The following is a 20,754-nucleotide window of genomic DNA, read 5'->3' on the forward strand; positions in this document are numbered from 1 at the left end:
TCAGCGCGATTCCAGCGTGCTGTGCAGTTCCTGCAGTGACATCACGCCGATGTCGCCGCGGATAGCCGCCTCTATACCCTGTACCGCGGCCGAGGCGCCCTGCACCGTCGTCACACACGGGATGCTCATCGCCACTGCGGCCGAACGGATCTCGTAACCGTCGACGCGCGGACCCGAGTTTCCGTACGGCGTGTTGATCACCATGTCGACCTCACCGGCCTTGATGGCATCCACCGAGGAGGGTAGATCGCCGGTTCCACTGGGTTTCTCCGAATGCTTGCGCACCTCGTCGCAGGGAATACCGTTGCGGCGCAACATCTCCGCGGTACCTTCAGTAGCCAGCACCCGGAATCCGAGATCAGCCAGCCGCTTGACCGGGAACACGAGGGAACGCTTGTCGCGGTTGGCCACCGACACAAAGACCGTGCCCGAGGTCGGCAGCGACCCATAGGCCGCGGTCTGGCTCTTGGCGAACGCGGTACCGAAGTCGTGGTCAATACCCATGACCTCACCGGTCGACTTCATCTCGGGTCCCAGCAGCGAGTCGACCTGGGCGCCGTCGGCCCGCCGGAACCGGTGGAACGGCAGCACGGCTTCCTTGACCGCCACCGGCGCGTTGCGGGCAATGTTGGCCCCGTCGCCGGTCTTGTTCAGCACACCCTCCGCCCGCAACTCGGCGATGGTGGCACCCAGCATCACCCGGGCACAGGCTTTTGCGAGTGGTACCGCCGTAGCTTTTGAGACGAACGGCACCGTGCGGCTGGCGCGCGGGTTGGCCTCCAACACATACAGCACGTCGTCCTTGAGCGCGTACTGGACGTTGAGCAGTCCGACCACACCGATGCCGTGGGCGATGGCCTCGGTCGCGCGGCGTACGGCTTCGATGTCGCTGCGGCCCAACGTCACCGGGGGCAGCGCGCACGCCGAGTCGCCGGAGTGGATACCGGCTTCCTCAATGTGTTCCATGATGCCGCCGATGTACACCTCGTTGCCGTCGCACAGGGCGTCGACGTCGATCTCGATCGCATCCTCGAGGAACCGGTCCACCAGCACCGGGTGCTCCGGGGACAGCTGGGTGGCCCGGGCGATGTAGCCCTCCAGAGTCGCTTCGTCGTAGACGATCTCCATGCCGCGTCCGCCCAGGACGTAGGAGGGCCGGACCAGCACGGGATAGCCGATGTCGGAGGCGATCCGCCGGGCCTGCTCGAAGCTGGTGGCGGTACCGAACCGCGGTGCGGGCAGGCCGGCGTTGACCAGGACCTCGCCGAAAAGCCCACGGTCCTCGGCCAGGTCGATGGCGTCGGGCCCGGTGCCCACGATCGGAACCCCGGCTTCTTCGAGGCGCTTGGCCAGGCCCAGCGGCGTCTGGCCGCCGAGCTGAACGATCACACCGACGACGCCGGGACCGGCTCCGTCCTCGCCCTTGCCCGACGTGTCCTCGGCGTAGTAGACCTCCAGCACGTCCTCGAAGGTCAGCGGCTCGAAGTACAACCGGTCGGCGGTGTCGTAGTCGGTAGACACCGTCTCGGGGTTGCAGTTGACCATCACTGTTTCGAAGCCGACCGCACTCAACGTGGTCGCGGCATGCACACAGCTGTAGTCGAACTCGATGCCCTGGCCGATCCGGTTCGGACCGGAACCCAGGATCAGTACCTTGGGCTTCTCGGTCTGCGGGGCCACTTCGGTCTCAGCAGCGGGGTCGAGCTCGTAGCTGCTGTAGTGGTAGGGCGTCTTGGCGTCGAACTCGGCGGCGCAGGTGTCGACTGTCTTGTACACCGGGTGGATACCGAGCCGACGACGCAGTGCACGTACACCCTTCTCTCCGGCCAGTTCCGGTCGCAGCGCGGCGATCTGGCGATCCGAGAGCCCATTGTGCTTGGCCCGCCGGAGCAACTCAGCGTCCAGCACCGGCGCTTCCAGCAGTTCGACGCGCAGCGCGACCAGACTGGCGATCTGCTCGATGAACCACGGGTCGACGCCGGACGCTTCGGCCACCTGTTCGACGCCGGCACCCAGCCGAAGCGCATGTTCGATGTCGTAGAGCCGACCGTCGACCGCGGTACGCAGCCCGGTGAGCAACTGCTCGACCGTGAGATCGGGGTCCGGGCCGGTCCAGAACCCGGCCCGGCTGGTTTCGAGGGACCGCATCACCTTGCCGAGTGCCTCGATGAAGTTGCGGCCCAAGGACATCGCCTCACCGACGGACTTCATCGTGGTGGTCAGCGTGGCGTCGGCACCGGGAAACTTCTCGAAGGCGAATCGCGGCGCTTTGACCACCACGTAGTCCAGCGTGGGCTCGAAACAGGCGGGGGTCTCTTTGGTGATGTCGTTGATGATCTCGTCGAGGGTGTAGCCGATGGCCAGCTTGGCCGCGATCTTGGCGATCGGGAAGCCCGTCGCTTTCGACGCCAATGCCGAGGACCGCGATACCCGCGGGTTCATCTCGATGACGATGAGGCGGCCGTCGCGCGGGTTGATCGCGAACTGGATGTTGCAGCCACCCGTGTCCACACCCACCTCACGCAAGATCGCGATCCCCAGGTCACGCATCTTCTGGTATTCGCGATCGGTCAGCGTCATCGCCGGCGCCACGGTCACCGAGTCGCCGGTGTGCACACCCATCGGATCGAAGTTCTCGATCGAACAGACCACAACCACGTTGTCGCGGTGATCGCGCATCAGCTCGAGCTCGAATTCCTTCCAGCCGTAGATCGATTCCTCGATGAGCACGTTCGCGGTCGGCGAGGCGGCCAGGCCCTCACCGGCCATCCGATCGACGTCCTCGGCCGAGTACGCCATGCCCGAGCCCAGGCCGCCCATGGTGAAGGACGGACGCACCACTACGGGCAGGCCCAGTTCGCCGACCGTCTCACGGACCTCGTCCATCGTGAAGCAGACACGCGACTTCGCGGACTCGCCACCGACCTTCGCAACGATGTCCTTGAACTTCTGCCGGTCCTCACCGCGCTGGATGGCATCGAAATCGGCGCCGATCATCTCGACCCCGTAGCGCTCCAGGATTCCCCGGTCGTGGAGGCCGACCGCGGTGTTCAGCGCGGTCTGCCCGCCGAGCGTGGCCAGCACGGCGTCGATCTTGTTGCCCCGCTCGGCCTGCTGCGCCAGCACCTTCTCGACGAACTCCGGCGTGATCGGCTCGACGTAGGTGTGGTCGGCGTACTCCGGGTCGGTCATGATCGTCGCCGGGTTCGAGTTGATCAGACTGACCTGGATGCCCTCGGAACGCAGCACCCGGCAGGCCTGGGTGCCCGAATAGTCGAACTCGCAGGCCTGGCCGATGACGATCGGGCCGGACCCGATCACCAGAACGTGGTTGAGGTCAGAGCGGCGTGGCATTACTTCTCTCCTGCCATCAGGTCGACGAACTGGTCAAACAGGTACTCGGCGTCGTGCGGGCCGGCTGCGGCCTCCGGGTGGTACTGGACCGAGAACGCCCGGCCGTCGGCCAGCCGGATGCCTTCCACCACACCGTCGTTGGCGCAGGTGTGGCTGACCTCGGCCGAGCCGAAGGGAGTGTCGAACTTCTCCCCCGCTTCTCCTTCGAGGGCGAAACCGTGGTTCTGGGCGGTGATCGCCACCCGACCGGTGATGTGGTCGATCACCGGAATGTTGATGCCCCGGTGGCCGAACACCATCTTGTAGGTGGACCGACCCAGTGCCCGGCCCAGAATCTGGTTGCCGAAGCAGATGCCGAACAGCGGGATGCCCGCGCCGAGCACCTCCCGGGTCACCGCGACAATGTGGTCGGCGGTGGCCGGGTCGCCGGGTCCATTGGACAGGAACACGCCGTCGGGTTTGAGATCGGCGATCTGATCGAAGGTCACCGATGATGGCAGCACGTGGCTGCGGATCCCACGCCGCGCGAAGTTGCGCGGAGTGTTGGTCTTGATACCCAGGTCGATCGCTGCGACGGTAAACCGTTGGGTGCCTTCGGCTTCCACAATGTAGGAGCTATCAGTACTGACCTGTCCGGCCAGATCGGCACCCAGCATCGACGGCTGGTCGAGAACCCGGGCCACCAGTTCGTCCAAGGACGCGGCACCTGAGCCCGATGTCGCCGCTAGCGCGGCTCCGCCGAACACCCCGGCCTTCATCGACCCGCGGGTGCGCAGGTGGCGCACCACCGCCCGGGTGTCGATCCCCGCGATGCCCACGATGCCCTGGCGGATCAACTCTTCGTCGAGCGTCCCGCTGGCGCGCCAGTTCGACGCCCGCGGCGAGGGGTCACGCACGGCATAACCGGCGACCCAGATCTTGTCGTCGCGGCTCTCGCCGTCCTCGCTGTTCCACCCGGTGTTGCCGATCTGCGGCGCGGTGGCGACCACGATCTGGCCGTGGTAGCTGGGATCGGTGAGCGTTTCCTGATAGCCCGACATGCCGGTGGAGAACACCGCTTCCCCGAGGGTCTGCCCGACCGCACCGAATGTCGTACCCGTGAAGATGCGCCCGTCCTCAAGTACCAGGACCGCCTTGCCGTTGCTCGTTTTCGCCTTGTTCGTCATGCCTCTTCCTCCAGCCAGCGGTCGTACTCTGCGCGATTGTCGGCGCGGAACCCGGTGTCGATCTCGGTGCCCGAGGGCAGCCGCCACCTGATGGCCAGGATTCCGTCGTAAGTTAGTGCCTTGCCTGCGATTCCACGCTCGGTCCTGATCGCAGTGACCGACTCGGCGGGAATCCAGATCGGCCCGGCCCCGCTGCGCTGCATCATGATTCCCTCGGGGTAGCGGGTCAGCACGGCCTTGGCCCGGAAGCCCAGACTGGCTGCGGCCACCTTGTCGTTCCAGTGCGGTACCACCGTGCTGCCGACATACATGCCTTTGACGGGCGGGATGATGGCCGCGCCGACGGAGTCGGGCAGCGACGGCAGGGTGCCGATCAATTCGGCCTGCCGCTGTGCCCGGTGCAGCCATCCGCGCATCATCTGGCGGATCAGGAACGCGATCAGGACGGCCAGCACGGCGGCCAGGACCAGCGACGCGATCAGCGTGGGGGTGTTCACTCTGCCGATCCCCCGGTCGCTGCGCTCCTGCCCGCCGGAAGACACTTCCCGTGCAGCGCGGTGACCTTGCCCCGCAGCAGTGTGGCGGTCACGGTCGCCGGCAGCGTCATCGATTCGAAGGGCGTGTTGTCCGAGCGGCTGGCCAGCTCATCGCCTTCGACTGTCCAGGTCGCGTCGGGATCGATCACCGTGAGGTTGGCCGGCTCGCCCACTTCCAACGGCCGGCCCTGATCGGGCAGCCCGACGATGGCCGCGGGGGCCTCGCTCATCACCTTGGCGACCCCGCGCCAGGTCAGCAGGCCGGGGCGCACCATGGTCTCGGCCACCACCGACAGCGCGGTCTGCAGGCCGAGCATGCCCGGGCGGGCGACCGAGAATTCGCAGCACTTCTCGTGCTCGGCGTGCGGCGCATGGTCGGTGGCCACGCAGTCGATGACTCCGTCGGCCAGCGCCTGACGCAGTGCGACGGCGTCGCTGGATTCCCGCAACGGCGGGTTGACCCGGTTGCGCCCGTCGTAACTCGCCAACCGGCCGTCATCGAGCAACAGATGGTGCGGGGTGACCTCGGCGGTGATCGAAATACCTTGCGCTTTGGCCCATTTCAGCAGCTCAACGGTTCCCGCGGTGGACGCGTGGCAGATGTGCACCCGGGCCCCGGCATCGCGGGCCAGGATCGCGTCGCGGGCCACGATCGACTCTTCGGCAGAACGCGGCCAACCCGCCAAGCCGAGCTTCGCGGCGTTGGGCCCCTCGTGCGCAACGGCGCCGACGGTCAGGCGCGGCTCTTCGGCGTGCTGTGCGATGAGCACCCCGAGGCCGGTGGCGTATTCCAGCGCCCGCCGCATCACCAGCGGGTCATCCACGCACAGACCGTCGTCGGAGAACATCCGCACCTGGCCGACACCGTCTGCCATCAGGCCCATCTCGGTGAGCTGCTTGCCTTCCAGGCCGACCGTGACCGCGCCCACCGGGTGCACGTCGACCAGGCCGACCTGCTGGCCGCGGTTCCACACGTGGTCGGTGATCACCGCGGAGTCGGCCACGGGGTCGGTGTTGGCCATCGCGAACACCGCGGTGTAACCGCCCAGAGCCGCTGCCGCCGAACCGGTTTCGATGTCCTCGGCGTACTCGCGACCCGGTTCACGCAGATGGGTGTGCAGGTCGACAAAGCCCGGCAGCAGCACCTGGCCGGAAGCCTCGATCACCTCGGCGTCCTTGGGAGCTGTGAGAGCCGAACCGATCTCGGCGATCTGTCCGTCGGCGATCAGCACGTCGAGCGGCTCGCCCTCGCCGTAGAGCCGGACCCCGCGAATGAGTACCTGGTTCGTCATACGCTGATCGCCTCCCGATCCGCGCCCACCAGCAGATGGAACAGCACCGCCATCCGCACGTGAACACCGTTTGAAACCTGTTGCAGAACAGCCGATTGCGAGGAATCGGCAACCGGGAACGCAATCTCCATGCCGCGCAGCATCGGGCCCGGATGCAGTACCACGGCGTTGCCGGGCAGCATCGCCTGACGCTTCTCGGACAGCCCGTAGCGCACCGAGTACTCACGCGCGGACGGGAAGAACGCACCGTTCATGCGCTCGGCCTGGACCCGCAGCATCAATACCGCGTCAGCGGCGGGCAACTCGGCATCCAGATCGTGCGACACCGTGACCGGCCACCCGGACACCCCGACCGGCAGCAGTGTCGGCGGCGCCACCAGCACCACCTCTGCGCCCAGTGTGCTCAGCAGCGACACATTCGATCGCGCCACCCGGCTGTGCAGGACGTCCCCGACGATCACCACCCGTCGGCCCTCGACAGAGCCCAGCCGTTGACGGATGGTCAACGCGTCGAGCAGGGCCTGGGTCGGATGCTCATGGGTGCCGTCACCGGCGTTGATCACGCTGGGCCCGCCGCCGCTCTCCTCGGTGGTCCACTCGGCGAGCTGTTGCGCCGCACCCGAATGCGGATGGCGGATGATCAGTGCGTCGGCTCCGGCAGCGCGCAAGGTCAGCGCGGTGTCGCGCAGCGACTCCCCTTTGGCCACCGAAGATCCCGACGAGCTGACGTTGATCACGTCGGCGCTCATCCACTTGCCGGCGACCTCGAACGACACCCGGGTCCGGGTGGAGTTCTCGTAAAACATCGTGATGATGGTGCGGCCGCGCAACGTGGGCAGCTTCTTGACCTCACGGCCCAGCAGTGCCTCGCGGAAACGGTCGGCGTCATCGAGGATCGCCGTCGCGTCGTCACGGGTGAGGTCCTGCGCCGAAAGAAGATGACGTGTCGTCATTTTGCAATCACTACCCCATCACGGTCATCGTCCTCGGACAGCAGCACATGGACGCTCTCGGTCCGCGAGGTCGGCACATTCTTGCCGACGTAATCGGCGCGGACCGGAAGCTCACGGTGCCCGCGGTCGACCAGCACCGCCAGTTGCACCACCCGCGGACGGCCGATGTCACGCAGTGCGTCGAGCGCTGAGCGCACCGAGCGCCCGGAGTACAGGACGTCGTCGACGAGGATCACGACCGCGTCGTCGATGCCACCGGGCGGGATCGATGTTGCGGCCAGTGGTCGCGGAGGCTTGAAGTTGAGGTCGTCGCGATAGAGCGTGATGTCGAGCGCACCGACCGGCAACGCCACATCGGCGAATTCGTTGATCTTGTCGGCCAGCCGCCTGGCGAGTGTCACACCGCGCGTGGGGATGCCGAGAAGGACGACCCGCTCACGTTCGGCGGGATCGTCAAGAGCGGTCTTTTCGATGATCTGATGGGCGATCCGGGAAATGGTGCGGCCGACGTCCGCCGCAGACAACAATTCCCGGTCGGCACTTGAAGAGCCCATGAGGTGACCCTGACCTCCTTCTCCGCCTCTCGGGACGGATCGTTAAAGGACGTCGAACTGCCGCGTAGCTTAGCAGGCCGCAAACGCGAGCCCGCCACGATCACCTCGCAGAGTCGCTGATGACGGCGTCCAATTCGGTTCCCTTTGTCTCGGGCAACAGCACGGTCGAGACGATGCTGACGACGACGAATGCCGCCATCATCGCCCCAACAGCCCAGCTACCCAGCGTGGCCACCAGAACTCCGGCGACCAACGGCGGAATGGCCCCGCCCACGATGCCGGCCAGATTGAACGCGAGACCCGCGCCGGTGTAGCGGTAGCGGGTGGCGAAGATCTCAGGCAGGAATGAGGCGATCGGCCCGTAGGACAGCCCGAAGATGCAGAAGATTCCGGCGATCGCGACCGCGAAGCCCACCGCGGAACCCGAGTCGATCAGTGGCATCACCACGAACGCCCACGGCAGGGCAAGGACGAAGCCGGCCAGGATGACGCGTCGCCGGCCGTACCGGTCACACAACACCGCCGATATCGCCGAGAAGATCATCAGTGCGACGCCGGCGAGCACACCGATACCGAGGATCAGGCTGCGCGGGTGCCCGATGCGGGTGCTGGCGTAGCTCATCAGGTAGGTGCCGCCCAGAAAGCTCATCGTGAAGATGCCCACCATGCACCCAGCCGCCAGCGCCACCTGCCTGGTCTGGGCGCGGAACAGTTCGGCGAGCGGGGCCTTGGGCACGCCACCGGTTACCTGCTCCCGGGCGAAGACCGGGGTCTCGTCGATGCTCAACCGCACATACAGCGCCACAATCAGCAGTACGGCGCTGAACAGGAACGGCAACCGCCAGGCCCAGTCCAGGAACATCGCGCTCTTCTCGCCGATGGTCACACTGACCGTGAAGACCACCAGGTTGCTCACCGCAAGCCCGGCACCCGCACCGAGTTGGGTGAACATTCCGTACATGCCGCGTTTCCCGGCCGGTGCGTACTCGGCACTCAGCAGCGCCGAACCTGCCCACTCCCCGCCGACGGCGAAGCCTTGCAACAGCCGCAGCGCCAGCAGGATGATCGGTGCGGCGACACCGATCGTCGCCGCGCTGGGCACCAAACCGACGCAGACGGTCGACAGACCCATGATCAGCAGCGTCGCGATCAGAGTCTTCTTGCGGCCCAGTCGATCTCCGAAATGGCCGAACACCGCGGCACCGATCGGGCGGGACAGGAACGCGACCGCGAAGGTGCCGAGTGAGGAGATGGTCGCCATGGTCGGCCCCATGTTCGGGAAGAACACGTGGGGAAAGATCAGCGCGGCGGCGGTGCCGTAGATGTAGAAGTCGTAGAACTCGATGGCGGTGCCGACGAAACTCGCGAACGCCACCCGCCTCATGGGATTGCGCTCGCTGCCGGGCGCCGAACTCGGTTCGTCCTCGACCTGATCCTGCTGGGTCATCTGCCTCTTCTCACACCGGGATATTCGCCAGAGAAGTATTCACTTCCGCGCCGCTCACCGCTGTATCGACTTGATCTCCAGGAACTCCTCGAGGCCGTACACACCTGCCTCACGCCCGTTGCCCGACTGCTTGTATCCGCCGAACGGTGCGTTCACGTTGAAGGCACCTGCGTTGATCTGCACCTGGCCGGCACGGATCCGGCGGGCGATCTTCTCGGCCCGATCCTGCGACCCGGACCAGACGGCGCCGGCCAGGCCGTAATCCGTGGCGTTGGCGATGCGTATCGCGTCGTCCTCGGAGTCGTAGGCCTCGATCACCAGAACCGGACCGAAGACCTCCTCCTTGTGGATCGTCATTTCCTCGGTGACGTCGGAGAACACCGTCGGCCGCACGAAGGCGCCCGGCGCGCCGGTTTCGGTCTCACCACCGGTGACCAGGCGTGCCCCTTCGGTCACCGCCGCGCGGATATGGCCGAGCACCCGTTCCTGCTGCGCCCGAGACGACAGCGGGCCCAGCGCGGTGCCTTCGTCGGCCGGATCGCCCACCGGCAGCGCATCGGCAGTCGCCTTCGCGAGTGCCTCCACCTCGGACAGCTTGTCGCGCGGGACGATCATCCGGGTCAGCGCCGAGCAGGTCTGTCCCGAGTTGAGCATCATCGTCTTGACCGATGCGGGTACGACCGATTCCAGGTCGGCATCGTCGAGAATGACATTGGGGCTCTTGCCTCCCAGCTCCAGCGAGACACGCTTGATGGTGCGGGAGGCGACTTCCTGCACCCGCCGGCCGGCCCGCGTGGAGCCGGTGAAGCTGACGATGTCTACGTCGTCATGCCCGGCGATCGCCTCACCGACATCCGCCCCGGTACCGAACACCATGTTGAAAACACCTGGGGGAAGCCCGATCTCGTCGATGATCTTGGCGAGCTTGATCGCGCACAGCGGGGTGATCTCGCTGGGTTTGACCACGACGGTGTTGCCGGCGGCCAGACCGTAGGCGACCTTCAGAGCGATCTGGTGCAGCGGGTAGTTCCAGGGCGTGATGGCACCCAGTACCCCGAACGGCTCGCGCACGATCGTCGAACCCCGGTACTCGCTTTCGAACTCGTACTCGCGCACGATGTTGGCGGCCTCGGCGAAACTGTTGAGCGGCAGCCCCAACTGGATCGCCCGGGAAATCGAGATGGGACAACCCATCTCGGAGGAGACGGTACGGGCCAGGTCCTCGGCGCGCTCGGCCAGCTTTCCGGCGATCGCGGCGAGGTAGTCGGCACGTTCACCGACCGAGGTCGCCGACCACGCCCCGAAGGCGGCGCGCGCGGCCGCGACGGCGGCATCGACATCGGCCGCGGTGCCGGCCACGACCTCGGCGATCACCTCGTCGTTCGCCGGGTTGATCACGGGTATGCGGGCCGTGCCACTCGAAACCGCCCACTTGCCGTCGATGTAGTTGCTGTCGTGGATCTGCATGGTGTCCCTTTTCCGGTTCAGTAGTCGGCGTCGGAGTAGACGATCAGACCGCGAAGGTTCTTGCCGTCGAACATGTCTCGGTAACCCTGGTTGATGTCCTCCAGGCGGTAGCGAGTCGTCACGAGCTCATCGAGCTTGAGATTCCCGGAGCGGTAGAGATCGAGCAGCTTGGGTATCTGGGTGCGGGGCCCGACGCCTCCGAACACGGCACCCTGCACCCGCTTCTGCAGCAGCGTCAGCTCGAACAGGTTGAGGTCGACGGTCGACTGGGTGAAATCGCCCATGCCGGTGACGATCACCTGTCCGCCCTTTCCGGTCAGGCTCAGCGCCTGCTGGATGTGTTCGCCTTTGATCTCACCGACCGTGATGATCGAGACCTGGGCCATCTTTCCCCAGGTGAGATCGGGTAGTTCAGCTGCGGCCGCCTCGACGGACGCGAAGGTATGGGTGGCGCCGAACTCGAGCGCCTTCTTCCGTTTGAAGTCGACGGGGTCGATCGCGACGACAAAACGGGCACCCGCGAACCGCGCACCCTGCACGGCGTTGATCCCGACCCCGCCGATCCCCATCACGACGACAGTGTCCCCCGGCCGGGTGTCACCGATCTCGGTCGCCGAGCCCCAACCGGTGGAGACACCGCAGCCGAGCAGCGCGGCCACCTCCAGCGGCACGTCATTCTCGATCTTGACCACCGACGCCTCGCTCACCGTGACGTAGGGCGCGAAGGTGCCGAGCAGGCACATCTGGATGACGGGCTGACCGTCGCGGGTGACCCGATAGGTCTTGTCGGAGACGGACAGCCCGGTCAGCAGGCCGGCGCCCTCGTCGCAGAGGTTCTGAAGCCCGGTGGCACACGACGGACACGTGCCGCAGGCCGGGACGAAGGCGAGCACGACGTGATCGCCTTCAGCGAGCCCGGTGACTCCGGGGCCGACCTTGGTGATCACGCCGGCCCCCTCGTGGCCGCCGAGGACCGGCATGAAGGGCACCGGGCTGCTGCCTGCGACGACATGTGCGTCGGAGTGGCACAGGCCCGATGCCGCCAACTGCACCTGAACCTCGCCGGCAACAGGATCGCCGAGCTCGACCTCACAGATCGTCCACGGCGCGTCGATCTCCTCGACGACAGCTGCCTTTACCTTCACGGGAATCTCTTTTCTCGTGGTGCCGGACACACTATTGGATCAACTGAGATGTAGATCACTACTCGAACCGTAGAGGCAAGGCGCCAACTCCCCTGGCCCGGGTCGAGGTATTCGGGCTAGGGCCGATGGCAATGCCGCCGCTGGATAGGCTGCTCCGGATGAACCTCGACGGCAATCAGACGTCCATCCGTGAGGCGATCGATGCCGGGCTGTTGGCCGGCGCGGTCACGCTGGTGTGGCAGGCGGGCAAAGTGCTTCAGGTGAATGCCCTGGGTTACCGCGACGTCGATGCCCAGTTGCCGATGCAACGGGAGACCATCTTCCGGATCGCGTCCATGACAAAGCCTGTCACGGTGGCGGCGGCGCTGGCGCTGGCCGAGGAAGGCGAGCTCGCGCTGAACGAGCCGGTCACGCGATGGCTGCCCGAGCTGGCCGACATGCGGGTGCTGCGCGACGCGCGCGGCCCGCTGGACCGCACCGAGCCGGCGCGGCGGCCCATCACCTTCGACGACCTGATGACCCACCGCAGCGGGCTGGCCTATGTGTTCTCGGTCCTCGGGCCGCTTGCCTCGGCCTACGGCAAGCTGTCGCTGCGCCAGGATCAGGACCGCTGGCTGGCTGAGGTGGCCGCATTGCCGCTGGCGCATCAGCCCGGCGAGCGCCTCACCTACAGCCACTCCACCGATGTACTGGGGATCGCGCTGTCCCGCATCGAGGGCAAGCCGCTGGCCCAGGTGCTCGATGAGCGGATCTTCCAGCCGCTGGGCATGGCCGACACCGGGTTCTCGGTCGACGCGGCAGGCCGGCGGCGCACCGCGACGATGTACCAACTGACCGCCGACAACAAGCTCACCCACGATGTGATGGGCCCGGCACCGATCACCGATCCCCCGTTCTGTACCGGTGGAGCAGGATTGTTCTCCACGGCCGACGACTATCTGAAGTTCGCCCGAATGTTGTTGGGTGGCGGCATGCTCGACGGCGTGCGGGTACTTTCCGGGGAATCGGTGCGGTTGATGCGTACCGACCGGCTGACACCCGAGCAGAAGCAATTCCAGTTCCTCGGCGCTCCCTTCTGGGTGGGCCGGGGCTTCGGCCTGAACTTGTCGGTGGTGACGGATCCGGCGAAATCGCGACAGTTGTTCGGTCCGGGCGGGCTGGGCACCTTCAGTTGGCCCGGCGCCTACGGCACCTGGTGGCAGGCCGACCCCTCAGCGGACCTGGTTCTCATCTATCTGATCCAGAACCATCCGAACCTGGGCGTGGACGCCGCGGCCATCAGTGGCAACACGTCGCTGGCGAAACTGCAGACCGCGCAACCCAAATTCGTTCGACGGACGTATCATGCGCTCGAGCTCTGACCATCTGATCGACTCGTAGTCACGGCCGCTGCGCATACGCTGTGGCGCATGACGCAGCCCACCGTTCTTGTCAGCGGCGCCGGGGTCGCCGGACCCGCACTGGCCCATTGGTTGAGCGACTACGGCTACCGGGTGGTCGTGGTGGAATCCGCGCCCGGGATCCGGCCGGGCGGGCAGACTGTCGACTTGCGTGGCGCCGGTCGCGACGTGGTGACCCGAATGGGCCTGATGGACGAAATGCAGCGCCGATTGATCGATCAGAAGGGAATCGCGTGGGTCCGGGCCAACGGCACCCGTCGCGCCGAGATGCCGGTGACGGCGTTTCACGGCAACGGCGTGGTGTCGAAACTGGAGTTCCTGCGCGGTGATCTGGTGGACGCGCTGTACGAATACACAAGGGCACGCACCGAATTCCGGTTCGACACCCGCATCACCGCGCTGCGCCAGTCCGGCGGTCGAGTCGAGGCCACGTTGAGCGACGGCGCCATGGTGACCGCGGATCTGGTGGTCGGGGCCGACGGGCCGCACTCCGCGGTCCGGCGGCTGGCGTTCGGACCCGAGGAGCAATTCGTCAAACTGCTCGGCGGCTACAACGCCTGGTTCACCGCTCCTGACACGGCCGGCCTGGACGGCTGGTACCTGATGTATCAGGCGCCCGGACTCAACGCGTCGATGCGCCCGGCACATGACCCGGCACTCTGCAAGGCCGGTTTGGCGTTCCGGTCAGGGCCCCTGTCGTTCGACCGCCGCGATCCCGACGAGCAACGGACTTTGCTGGCAAGACATTTCGCCGGCGCCGGGTGGCATTGCGAAACGCTGCTGGCCGCAGCGGCCGACGCCGGCGACTTCTACTTCGACGCCTTCCTACAGGTGCGGATGCCGACCATCTCGACCGGCCGCGTGACGCTCGTAGGTGATGCCGGCTACTGTGCCTCACCGTTGTCCGGGATGGGTACCAGCCTGGCCCTGGTCGGCGCTTACGTCCTGGCCGGCGAACTCGGTCCGGCCGAGTCCCTTGATACCGACAAAATCCCGGATGCGCTGACGCGGTACGAGGCAGTGATGCGGCCCTACATCGACCGGTGCCAGGCCCTGTCGCAAGGCATTGACGGCTACCTCCCCAAGTCGTCCAGCGATGTCGCGGTGACCGCTCAGGTGATGAACTGGATGCAGCGCCGGCCGTTCCGTGGGTTCGCCGAGCGCAAATGGTTCACCACCGCCGACGCGGTCGACCTGCCGCACTACCCGTTGCCGTCGCGCTGAGGCGCCGCTAGGCGTCCGCCCGGTCCGCCGACGCCGCGGCCAATTTGGCCTCGGCGATCCGGTAGAAGCCGTCGAGCGCGGGCTCTTCGATGCTGAGGTACTCGCACACGACGTCGCGTGCGACCCCGGCGTCGCGCAGCCGCAAGGCCAGCGAGTACGGCAACGGAAGCTGCCGCAGCGCCCGTTCGTGTTGCTCGCCCTCGTCGGCCATGCGATCCAGCATGGGACTACTCAGCGGAGCCGGAGCGAGTAACCCCCTACCCGAATCATCGGTGCCGTCGGGGTAGCAGGCCGATCAGCTCGTCCCGGGTGGACACACCGGTTTTCGCCATGGCGCGGTAAATGTGTCCCTCGACGGTGCGCACCGAGAGTTGTAACCGGTCCGCGATGGCCCGGCTGGACAACCCCGTGCCGATCAGCATGGCGATCTCACGTTCGCGGTGGGTCAAGGGCAGATGCGCCGCCGCAGCGAGCAACGCCGGCGTGGCCGCACCGCCGCAGGCCTCGGCCAGCGCCGTGGCCCGCGCCGCCGCAGCCATCGCCGAGCCGCGCATGTCCTTGCGCCGAAACGCCACCGCGGCCAGACCCGCCGCGTCGGCGGCGGCCACCAGGTCGCCTAAAACCTCGAATTCGATTGAGGCCTTTGCCAACCCATCGCCGTCATCGCGGGCAAGGGCCCGGCACAGCGCGGCCGCGGCGCCTACCCGTGGCCCCTCGACCAGCCTGGCCAAGTCATCGAGCCGGTGCCTGCGGGCATGGTCTCCGAACTGCGCCGCGATCTGCAGGCACCACACCTCCGCCGCCAATTGCCCGTTGGCCCTGGCGGTGTCGGCGGCAGCGAGCGCGATCTGGACACCCTCCGACACCGCACCCTGGGTTGCAGCGACCCATGCCCGCACCAGGGAGTGTTCGTAGGCGAGGTAGTGCCAGCTCGCGTGACGGCAATCATCGAGTTCGGCCAGGGCGGCGTCATCGGCCAGACCCGCGATGGCCAATGCCGTGACCCTGGGCAGGTGAAACCGGTAGCCGAACCCGTTCGACTCCCCCGCGGCCCGCATCATCTCGACCGCCGGGTCCAGCAATCCGGATGCCACAGCGAGGTCACCGGCTGCGAAGGCGGCACGGCCTGTCAGCGCGACACCGAATACCTGTGCCGCACCCGGCCGCCCGGCGGCTCGACGGCTCATCTGCTCGGCCTCCTCGCGCGCCTCACGGATGCGCCCGGCCAGCAGCAGCGCGCCGATGTGGGCGTCGGCAATGACGAACCGCGTATGTGCGGCATCGAAGGAGTTGTCCGTGATGCGGTAACCGACATGCGCGGCGGCCACTGCGTCGTCTGTGCGCCCCGCGTCGCCGCACGACGCGGCCACCGCCCACGCGGTCACCGCGCCGACGATGGCAGGCAGCGCGTCCAGATCCAGGTCGCGGGATGCGGCCTTCGCGCGCTCAGGATCGCCGTGCGCGGCCCAGTGCACCGTGTAGAACGCGTCGATCGCACCCCGCGCGTCCGCCGGGATGCCCGCCGCCGCATCGTCGACGTGCCGCTTGGCGCCCGCGGGATCGGCAAGCGACCACAGCATGTTGGAGGCACGTAGGAACGCCAGCCGGGCGCGACCGTCGTCGGTGAGGCCGGTGGAGTCGATCGCATCGAGCACCGCATCCGATTCCTCGCCGCGGCTGAGCCACGACAGGGCATGGGCGCGAATGAAATTCGCCTCGGTGTCGGCTCCGGCGGTGATGGCCCCCTGGGCCAGCCGGTCGGCCAGTGCCAGATCGGACAGCCAGACCGCGCCTTGCGCCGCGCGGGTCAGCAGCTCGGGATCGACCGGTAGATCGGAATCGAGCATCAGTGTGGCGCGCCGTACCAGCACCGGCATCGCGTCGCGATCTCTCCGATCTCCGAGTGCGGTGGCCACCAGCCCGCGCAGCCGGCGCAATCGAGCGCCCGCCAGCCGGTTGCGGCGCACCTCGGCGTACAGCGGGTGAGCGACGCGGACCTCGTGGTCGGCGGTATCGATCGTGATCAGTCCACGCGTCTCGGCCGCGGCCACCGAATCGGCATCGGTGATCGCGGTCAGCTGATCCAGCTGGACCGGCTCAGCCACGGCGAGCACATCGACGACCTCGCCCACCGCCGGTGGTAGCGCACCGATCCGGGTCTCGATCAGTTCGACCAAACCGGGCGGCATCACCGGATCTCCTGTCCACCGCCAGACACCGTCGCGGCAGGCGAGCCGCCCCTGAGTGACCTCCTGCTCGACGATGTTGCGCAGATAGAGCACGTTGCCCCGGGTAAGCCGCCACAACCGATGCGCCGCTTCGGCATCGAGTGAGCCACCGAGCGCCGCAGCCAGCAGCCGGGTCGACTCGTCCCGGGACAGTGGTTGCAGATCCAGTCGCTCGAACCGGCCGCCGTCACATGCCGCCATCACCTCCGCCGGTAGCGGTGCACCGGAGCGCACCGTCAGCAGGAGCTTGGCGGCGCGGCGCTGCACGGTCTGCTGCAAGACGAAACCCGACAACCCGTCGAGCAGGTGCGCATCATCGACGCCCACCAGCACCGGTCGGCCATTCGACGCGGAGGTCAGTCCGTCGATCACCCGGCCCACCAATTCCGCACTGTCGGCGTCCGAGGTTCCCACCCACCGGGCGAACGTTCCCAAGGGCAGGGTACGGGCAGCCGATGTGCCTACCGCCCAGCGCGTTTCGTCCCCCTTGGCGTGCGCCGCCGAAAGCGCTTCACGGGCGATACGGCTCTTGCCGACCCCCGCACTTCCATAGATCACGACCCCGGACAGCTCGGCGGAGGCCAGCGCGGCGCCGATCAGCCGGGTCTCCTCCAACCGCCCTGTCAGCGGCCAGGCGAGTCGCACGCATCGAGATTAAGCCGAGGTCCGGTCGTTAGCGGCGTTAACGACGAACTTCGAGTCAATACGTTTGAGCGTCGGCACGGGGTCTGCCGGGAAATTGAAGTAGTGCAGTACGCGCGTCACCTCTGGGCCTGCGGTGGAACGGTGATGATCTGTCGATCCATGAGGGATCCGGCGCGAGTCGAGAGGGCCGAAGAGATGACTTACATCGAAATTCCCGAGAGCCGCAGCCGGGACAAAATCGACATTGCCGGCGGCGAGACAACAGAAAGTCTTGACGAGCTCGACGCTCCGGTAATTCCTATTCCGCCGTGGCTCATCCCCGCCGCAAGCGGGCTCTACACCTGGCGGCTCGTGGATGTCCTGAATCTTCCTCCTACCGATGCAGGGGTGGACGGACAGGCGAGGGGTAACGGACAAGAATCATCGCTGCCTCCGATTCTCTTGCGGCGCGAGGAATTACGTCTCGACATCGATCGGCAGTACCCGCAGATGACAGCGAGTGGGACATCGTTCGCCGTGACAGAGCGCTATCACTGGGTAGCGTCGCTGGCGAAGATCGGAGTCAACCATTGGTCCGGTCCGATTTGGTTCAAGGACGGCGATGTTGCGGCCTTCGGATACACCAATGTCGATGTCAGGGCTGTGAAGAGTCCCTTTGTCAATCAGCGGTCGGCGAAGGTCACGTTCAGTGGCGGCGGGCAGAGAATCTTTACTCGGATCTACCGGTGGACATCGTCAGCGTTTCACCCGGTCGAGTTCGAGTTCGACCACACGCCTGATGCCAACCCGGTGTATGCCATTGACACCCATGCGCATCCGAACCGGCCGGTGTCGTTGCCGTCGGAGAATTTGTCGATCGAGGATGTGTTCGCCCGCGCGGGCTTCAGTGTGACGAAGTCAAGCGGCGACAGTGTCGTTCCCGTCGGTGGAGCCGGCGCCAACGGAATGTGGAGCGACGCGGAGATGCACGATGCCATGCAGACCTACTGGTCGCGTTTCAAGAATGCCCCGCAATGGTCGATGTGGACCTTCTGGGCGGCACTGCATGATCAGGGAACTTCGCTGGGCGGGATCATGTTCGACGATATCGGCCCCAACCACCGCCAAGGTACGGCAATCTTCACCGAAGCATTCATCAAAGACCCACCCACCGGCGATGCGGCTCCCGACGCCTGGGTGGCGCGTATGCGGTTCTGGACTGCGGTGCACGAGATGGGTCATGCTTTCAATCTGGCCCATTCGTGGCAGAAGGCTCTCGGCACGCCCTGGATCCCGCTTTCCAACGAGCCCGAGGCCCGTTCGTTCATGAACTACCCCTACAACGTCCAGGGCGGACAGGGGGCGTTCTTTGCCGACTTCCCATTCCGGTTCAGCGATCCTGAGTTGCTGTTCATGCGCCACGCGCCGGCTCGCTTCGTACAGATGGGTAATGCCGACTGGTTCGACCACCACGGGCTTGAGCAAGCCGAGCTCGATGCACCGTCGACGTATCGCGTGGAGGTGAGGGTCAATCGGGACAGGCCAGTGTTCGAGTTCCTTGAGCCCGTCATATTGGAAGTCAAACTCACGAATACCGACAGCCAGCCAAAGCTTCTGCCCTCAACTGCCATCGACCCGCAGGACGTGCTCGTAATCCTCAAACAGAAGGGCAAGCCGGCGCGCCAATGGATGCCGTACTCACGGCAGTGCCTCAAGCTCGACATCACTGTCCTGCAACCGGGTGAATCGATGTACCAAGCGCTGCCGGTTTTCGCCGGGCTCAACGGATGGGACGTTTCGGATCCCGGGGTCTATCAGATTCAGGTTGCGGTCGACGTCGGCGGACGGGTGGTTACCAGCGCCCCGCTCCAGCTGAGAATCGCGCCGCCCCGAACCTGGGACGAGGAAGACGTTGCGCAGGAGTTCTTCTCCGAGGATGTGGGCCGCACGCTGGCGTTCACCGGTACGGCAGTCTTGACGTCGGCCAACGAAGTGCTGCGTGACACCGTCGAACGGTTGCCCCAGAGCCGGGCAGCCATCCATGCCGCGGCGGCTCTGGCGGCCCCGCTCGCAAAGGATTACAAATTGCTGGTGATCCCGGAGGCGCCGATCTCGACGAACCGCGTGGCTGAGGCAGGCGGCATCGTCGAGCAACGACCGGCGCGTGTCGATGATGTGGTGAAGCTGATCGGGGATAGTGTGCCGACACTTGAAGCTGCAGAAACCTTTGGCCACATAACCTTCCGCCGCAACGTGGAGGCGATCAACCAGGCTCTGGCATCCAGTGGCGCAGTCCAGCCCGCCGCGGCGATGCAGAAGTCATTGGGCGACATCCTGGGACAACGCGGCGTTCTGCCTTCCGTGGTCGACGCAGTCGACGACAAAGCCAAGGCGCTCGCTGCCGTGGCTTCGAGGGGGGCCGGGAAGAATCGACGGGCCAACGGCAGCAATGGGGATCGGCAAGCACAGAAGCGGCGGGACTCGTGAAGCTGCACATCGAACTGCAGGAGGGGTGGGGCGGCGATCTCGTCGAGGTCACCGTCGCCGGCAAGCGAGCCTACGACGGCCGCCCCACGACCCGAATGCAGACGGGCTATGCCGCCGGCGTTGAAGTTGATCTACCGGACACCGAGGAATCGGTGCCTGTCGAGGTCCGTCTTCCTGATCGCGGCATAGTCGCCCGCCACGAGGTGAGCACCCGACATGAAACGTGGGTCGGCCTGAGCCTGGAGGGCGAGGTCGTGCGGGTACGCGAACAGCCAAATCAGTTCGGCTACGTCTGAATCGACTTGGGCGGTGATCGAGCTCGTCCGCACGAATTGATCGTGCGGAGTCGCGAGTGCATTGCGCCCGCGTGTTCACCGACCGGTGGTGCCGTCGATCAGTTCGCGCAAGATGTCCGCGTGACCCGCATGGCGGCCGGTCTCTTCGATCATGTGGGCCATGGCCCAGCGGACGCTGGCCGCGGGTCGCCCCGGCCGGGATCGCGGAAGCGGTGCCGCGAGGTCGGTGCAGTCGTCGAGCACCTCGTTGGCCTGCTCGACGGCATCGCGATAGCGGGCCACCACATCGGCCATGCTGTCCGACGGTTCGACCGAGAACGTGGCCTTCCAGTCGGCGACGTCTTCGCCGAGAAAAATCCACCGTTCGACGTGGGTCAGGTGATTGAGAAGGCCGAGCAGTGTGGTGCCCGACGGCACCGAGAACGCCCGGGCCGCCGGCTCGGGCGCGCCGTCGACCTTTGCGGCGATGGACGTGCGGAGATAATCGAGAAATCCCCGCAGCACCTCGGATTCGCTGTTGCCCGTCCCAGGCGGCGGGCTGTCGCGCCTGCGTTGCTGACTGGTGTGCACGATGCCCAGTA

The 20,754-nt window shown here is 66.3% G+C and carries 16 protein-coding genes; 4 read left to right on the top strand and 12 right to left on the bottom strand.

Features of this window, described 5'->3' with window-relative positions:
- From carB to ACZY08_RS15605, 9 genes are all read right to left on the bottom strand, one after another.
- Complete coding sequence (carB, locus tag ACZY08_RS15565; protein WP_463745758.1) at positions 1-3,354, bottom strand: carbamoyl-phosphate synthase large subunit; 3,354 nt, start codon at positions 3,352-3,354, stop codon at positions 1-3.
- A complete protein-coding gene (gene carA / locus ACZY08_RS15570) occupies positions 3,354-4,520 on the bottom strand; it encodes a glutamine-hydrolyzing carbamoyl-phosphate synthase small subunit (protein ID WP_463745757.1) in 1,167 nt (388 codons plus the stop codon). The genes carB and carA overlap by 1 nt, the downstream gene beginning before the upstream one ends.
- Positions 4,517-5,017, bottom strand: a complete 501-nt coding sequence (locus ACZY08_RS15575; RefSeq protein ID WP_463745756.1) for a PH-like domain-containing protein — start codon at positions 5,015-5,017, stop codon at positions 4,517-4,519. The genes carA and ACZY08_RS15575 overlap by 4 nt, the downstream gene beginning before the upstream one ends.
- On the bottom strand, positions 5,014-6,348 hold the full coding sequence (locus ACZY08_RS15580) for a dihydroorotase (RefSeq protein ID WP_463745755.1): 1,335 nt from the start codon (positions 6,346-6,348) through the stop codon (positions 5,014-5,016). Before ACZY08_RS15580 ends, ACZY08_RS15575 begins: the two co-directional genes overlap by 4 nt.
- On the bottom strand, positions 6,345-7,301 hold the full coding sequence (locus tag ACZY08_RS15585; protein ID WP_463745754.1) for an aspartate carbamoyltransferase catalytic subunit: 957 nt from the start codon (positions 7,299-7,301) through the stop codon (positions 6,345-6,347). Before ACZY08_RS15585 ends, ACZY08_RS15580 begins: the two co-directional genes overlap by 4 nt.
- On the bottom strand, positions 7,298-7,855 hold the full coding sequence (gene pyrR / locus ACZY08_RS15590; RefSeq protein WP_463745753.1) for a bifunctional pyr operon transcriptional regulator/uracil phosphoribosyltransferase PyrR: 558 nt from the start codon (positions 7,853-7,855) through the stop codon (positions 7,298-7,300). Before pyrR ends, ACZY08_RS15585 begins: the two co-directional genes overlap by 4 nt.
- 100 nt (positions 7,856-7,955) lie before the next feature.
- The gene (locus ACZY08_RS15595) at positions 7,956-9,239 is read right to left on the bottom strand and encodes an MFS transporter (protein ID WP_463745986.1); all 1,284 of its coding nucleotides are present in this window, start codon (positions 9,237-9,239) and stop codon (positions 7,956-7,958) included.
- A 117-nt stretch (positions 9,240-9,356) separates the two neighbouring features.
- Entirely contained in the window at positions 9,357-10,769 is a 1,413-nt protein-coding gene (locus ACZY08_RS15600) for an aldehyde dehydrogenase family protein (RefSeq protein ID WP_463745752.1), read from the bottom strand.
- Positions 10,770-10,786: 17 nt separating this feature from the next.
- Positions 10,787-11,914, bottom strand: coding sequence for an NDMA-dependent alcohol dehydrogenase (locus ACZY08_RS15605; protein WP_463745751.1), 1,128 nt, complete (start codon positions 11,912-11,914; stop codon positions 10,787-10,789).
- Positions 11,915-12,072: 158 nt separating this feature from the next.
- On the opposite strand from ACZY08_RS15605, the gene ACZY08_RS15610 reads away from it, so the two are divergent.
- Positions 12,073-13,275: a serine hydrolase domain-containing protein gene (locus ACZY08_RS15610; protein WP_463745750.1), complete on the top strand. Its 1,203-nt coding sequence runs from the start codon at positions 12,073-12,075 to the stop codon at positions 13,273-13,275.
- A gap of 48 nt (positions 13,276-13,323) precedes the next feature.
- Positions 13,324-14,538 carry an FAD-dependent monooxygenase gene (locus ACZY08_RS15615; RefSeq protein WP_463745749.1) on the top strand — a complete coding sequence of 405 codons (1,215 nt, stop codon included), beginning with the start codon at positions 13,324-13,326 and terminating at the stop codon, positions 14,536-14,538.
- 7 nt (positions 14,539-14,545) lie between these two features.
- On the opposite strand, the gene ACZY08_RS15620 is transcribed toward ACZY08_RS15615, so the two are convergent.
- Positions 14,546-14,749, bottom strand: coding sequence for a hypothetical protein (locus ACZY08_RS15620; RefSeq protein WP_463745748.1), 204 nt, complete (start codon positions 14,747-14,749; stop codon positions 14,546-14,548).
- 55 nt (positions 14,750-14,804) lie between these two features.
- Positions 14,805-17,411, bottom strand: a complete 2,607-nt coding sequence (locus ACZY08_RS15625; RefSeq protein WP_463745747.1) for a LuxR C-terminal-related transcriptional regulator — start codon at positions 17,409-17,411, stop codon at positions 14,805-14,807.
- Positions 17,412-17,606: 195 nt separating this feature from the next.
- Between ACZY08_RS15625 and ACZY08_RS15630 the strand changes: the two genes are divergently transcribed.
- Positions 17,607-19,877, top strand: a complete 2,271-nt coding sequence (locus tag ACZY08_RS15630) for a hypothetical protein (RefSeq protein ID WP_463745746.1) — start codon at positions 17,607-17,609, stop codon at positions 19,875-19,877.
- Positions 19,874-20,173: a hypothetical protein gene (locus ACZY08_RS15635; protein WP_463745745.1), complete on the top strand. Its 300-nt coding sequence runs from the start codon at positions 19,874-19,876 to the stop codon at positions 20,171-20,173. The genes ACZY08_RS15630 and ACZY08_RS15635 overlap by 4 nt, the downstream gene beginning before the upstream one ends.
- A gap of 75 nt (positions 20,174-20,248) precedes the next feature.
- Here ACZY08_RS15635 and ACZY08_RS15640 read toward each other — a convergent pair whose 3' ends face one another.
- Complete coding sequence (locus ACZY08_RS15640; RefSeq protein ID WP_463745744.1) at positions 20,249-20,743, bottom strand: DinB family protein; 495 nt, start codon at positions 20,741-20,743, stop codon at positions 20,249-20,251.
- Positions 20,744-20,754 lie beyond the last annotated feature (11 nt).

It is taken from the genome of Mycobacterium sp. IDUB_9 (assembly GCF_055419505.1).

Coding starts and splice junctions, on each gene's coding strand:
- ACZY08_RS15580 (WP_463745755.1), bottom strand. CDS start 6,348: ATGACGAACCAGGTACTCATTCGCGGGGTCCGGCTCTACGGCGAGGGC.
- ACZY08_RS15600 (WP_463745752.1), bottom strand. CDS start 10,769: ATGCAGATCCACGACAGCAACTACATCGACGGCAAGTGGGCGGTTTCG.
- carA (WP_463745757.1), bottom strand. CDS start 4,520: ATGACGAACAAGGCGAAAACGAGCAACGGCAAGGCGGTCCTGGTACTT.
- ACZY08_RS15620 (WP_463745748.1), bottom strand. CDS start 14,749: ATGGCCGACGAGGGCGAGCAACACGAACGGGCGCTGCGGCAGCTTCCG.
- ACZY08_RS15630 (WP_463745746.1), top strand. CDS start 17,607: ATGACTTACATCGAAATTCCCGAGAGCCGCAGCCGGGACAAAATCGAC.
- ACZY08_RS15585 (WP_463745754.1), bottom strand. CDS start 7,301: ATGACGACACGTCATCTTCTTTCGGCGCAGGACCTCACCCGTGACGAC.
- ACZY08_RS15595 (WP_463745986.1), bottom strand. CDS start 9,239: ATGAGGCGGGTGGCGTTCGCGAGTTTCGTCGGCACCGCCATCGAGTTC.
- ACZY08_RS15615 (WP_463745749.1), top strand. CDS start 13,324: ATGACGCAGCCCACCGTTCTTGTCAGCGGCGCCGGGGTCGCCGGACCC.
- ACZY08_RS15610 (WP_463745750.1), top strand. CDS start 12,073: ATGAACCTCGACGGCAATCAGACGTCCATCCGTGAGGCGATCGATGCC.
- carB (WP_463745758.1), bottom strand. CDS start 3,354: ATGCCACGCCGCTCTGACCTCAACCACGTTCTGGTGATCGGGTCCGGC.
- pyrR (WP_463745753.1), bottom strand. CDS start 7,855: ATGGGCTCTTCAAGTGCCGACCGGGAATTGTTGTCTGCGGCGGACGTC.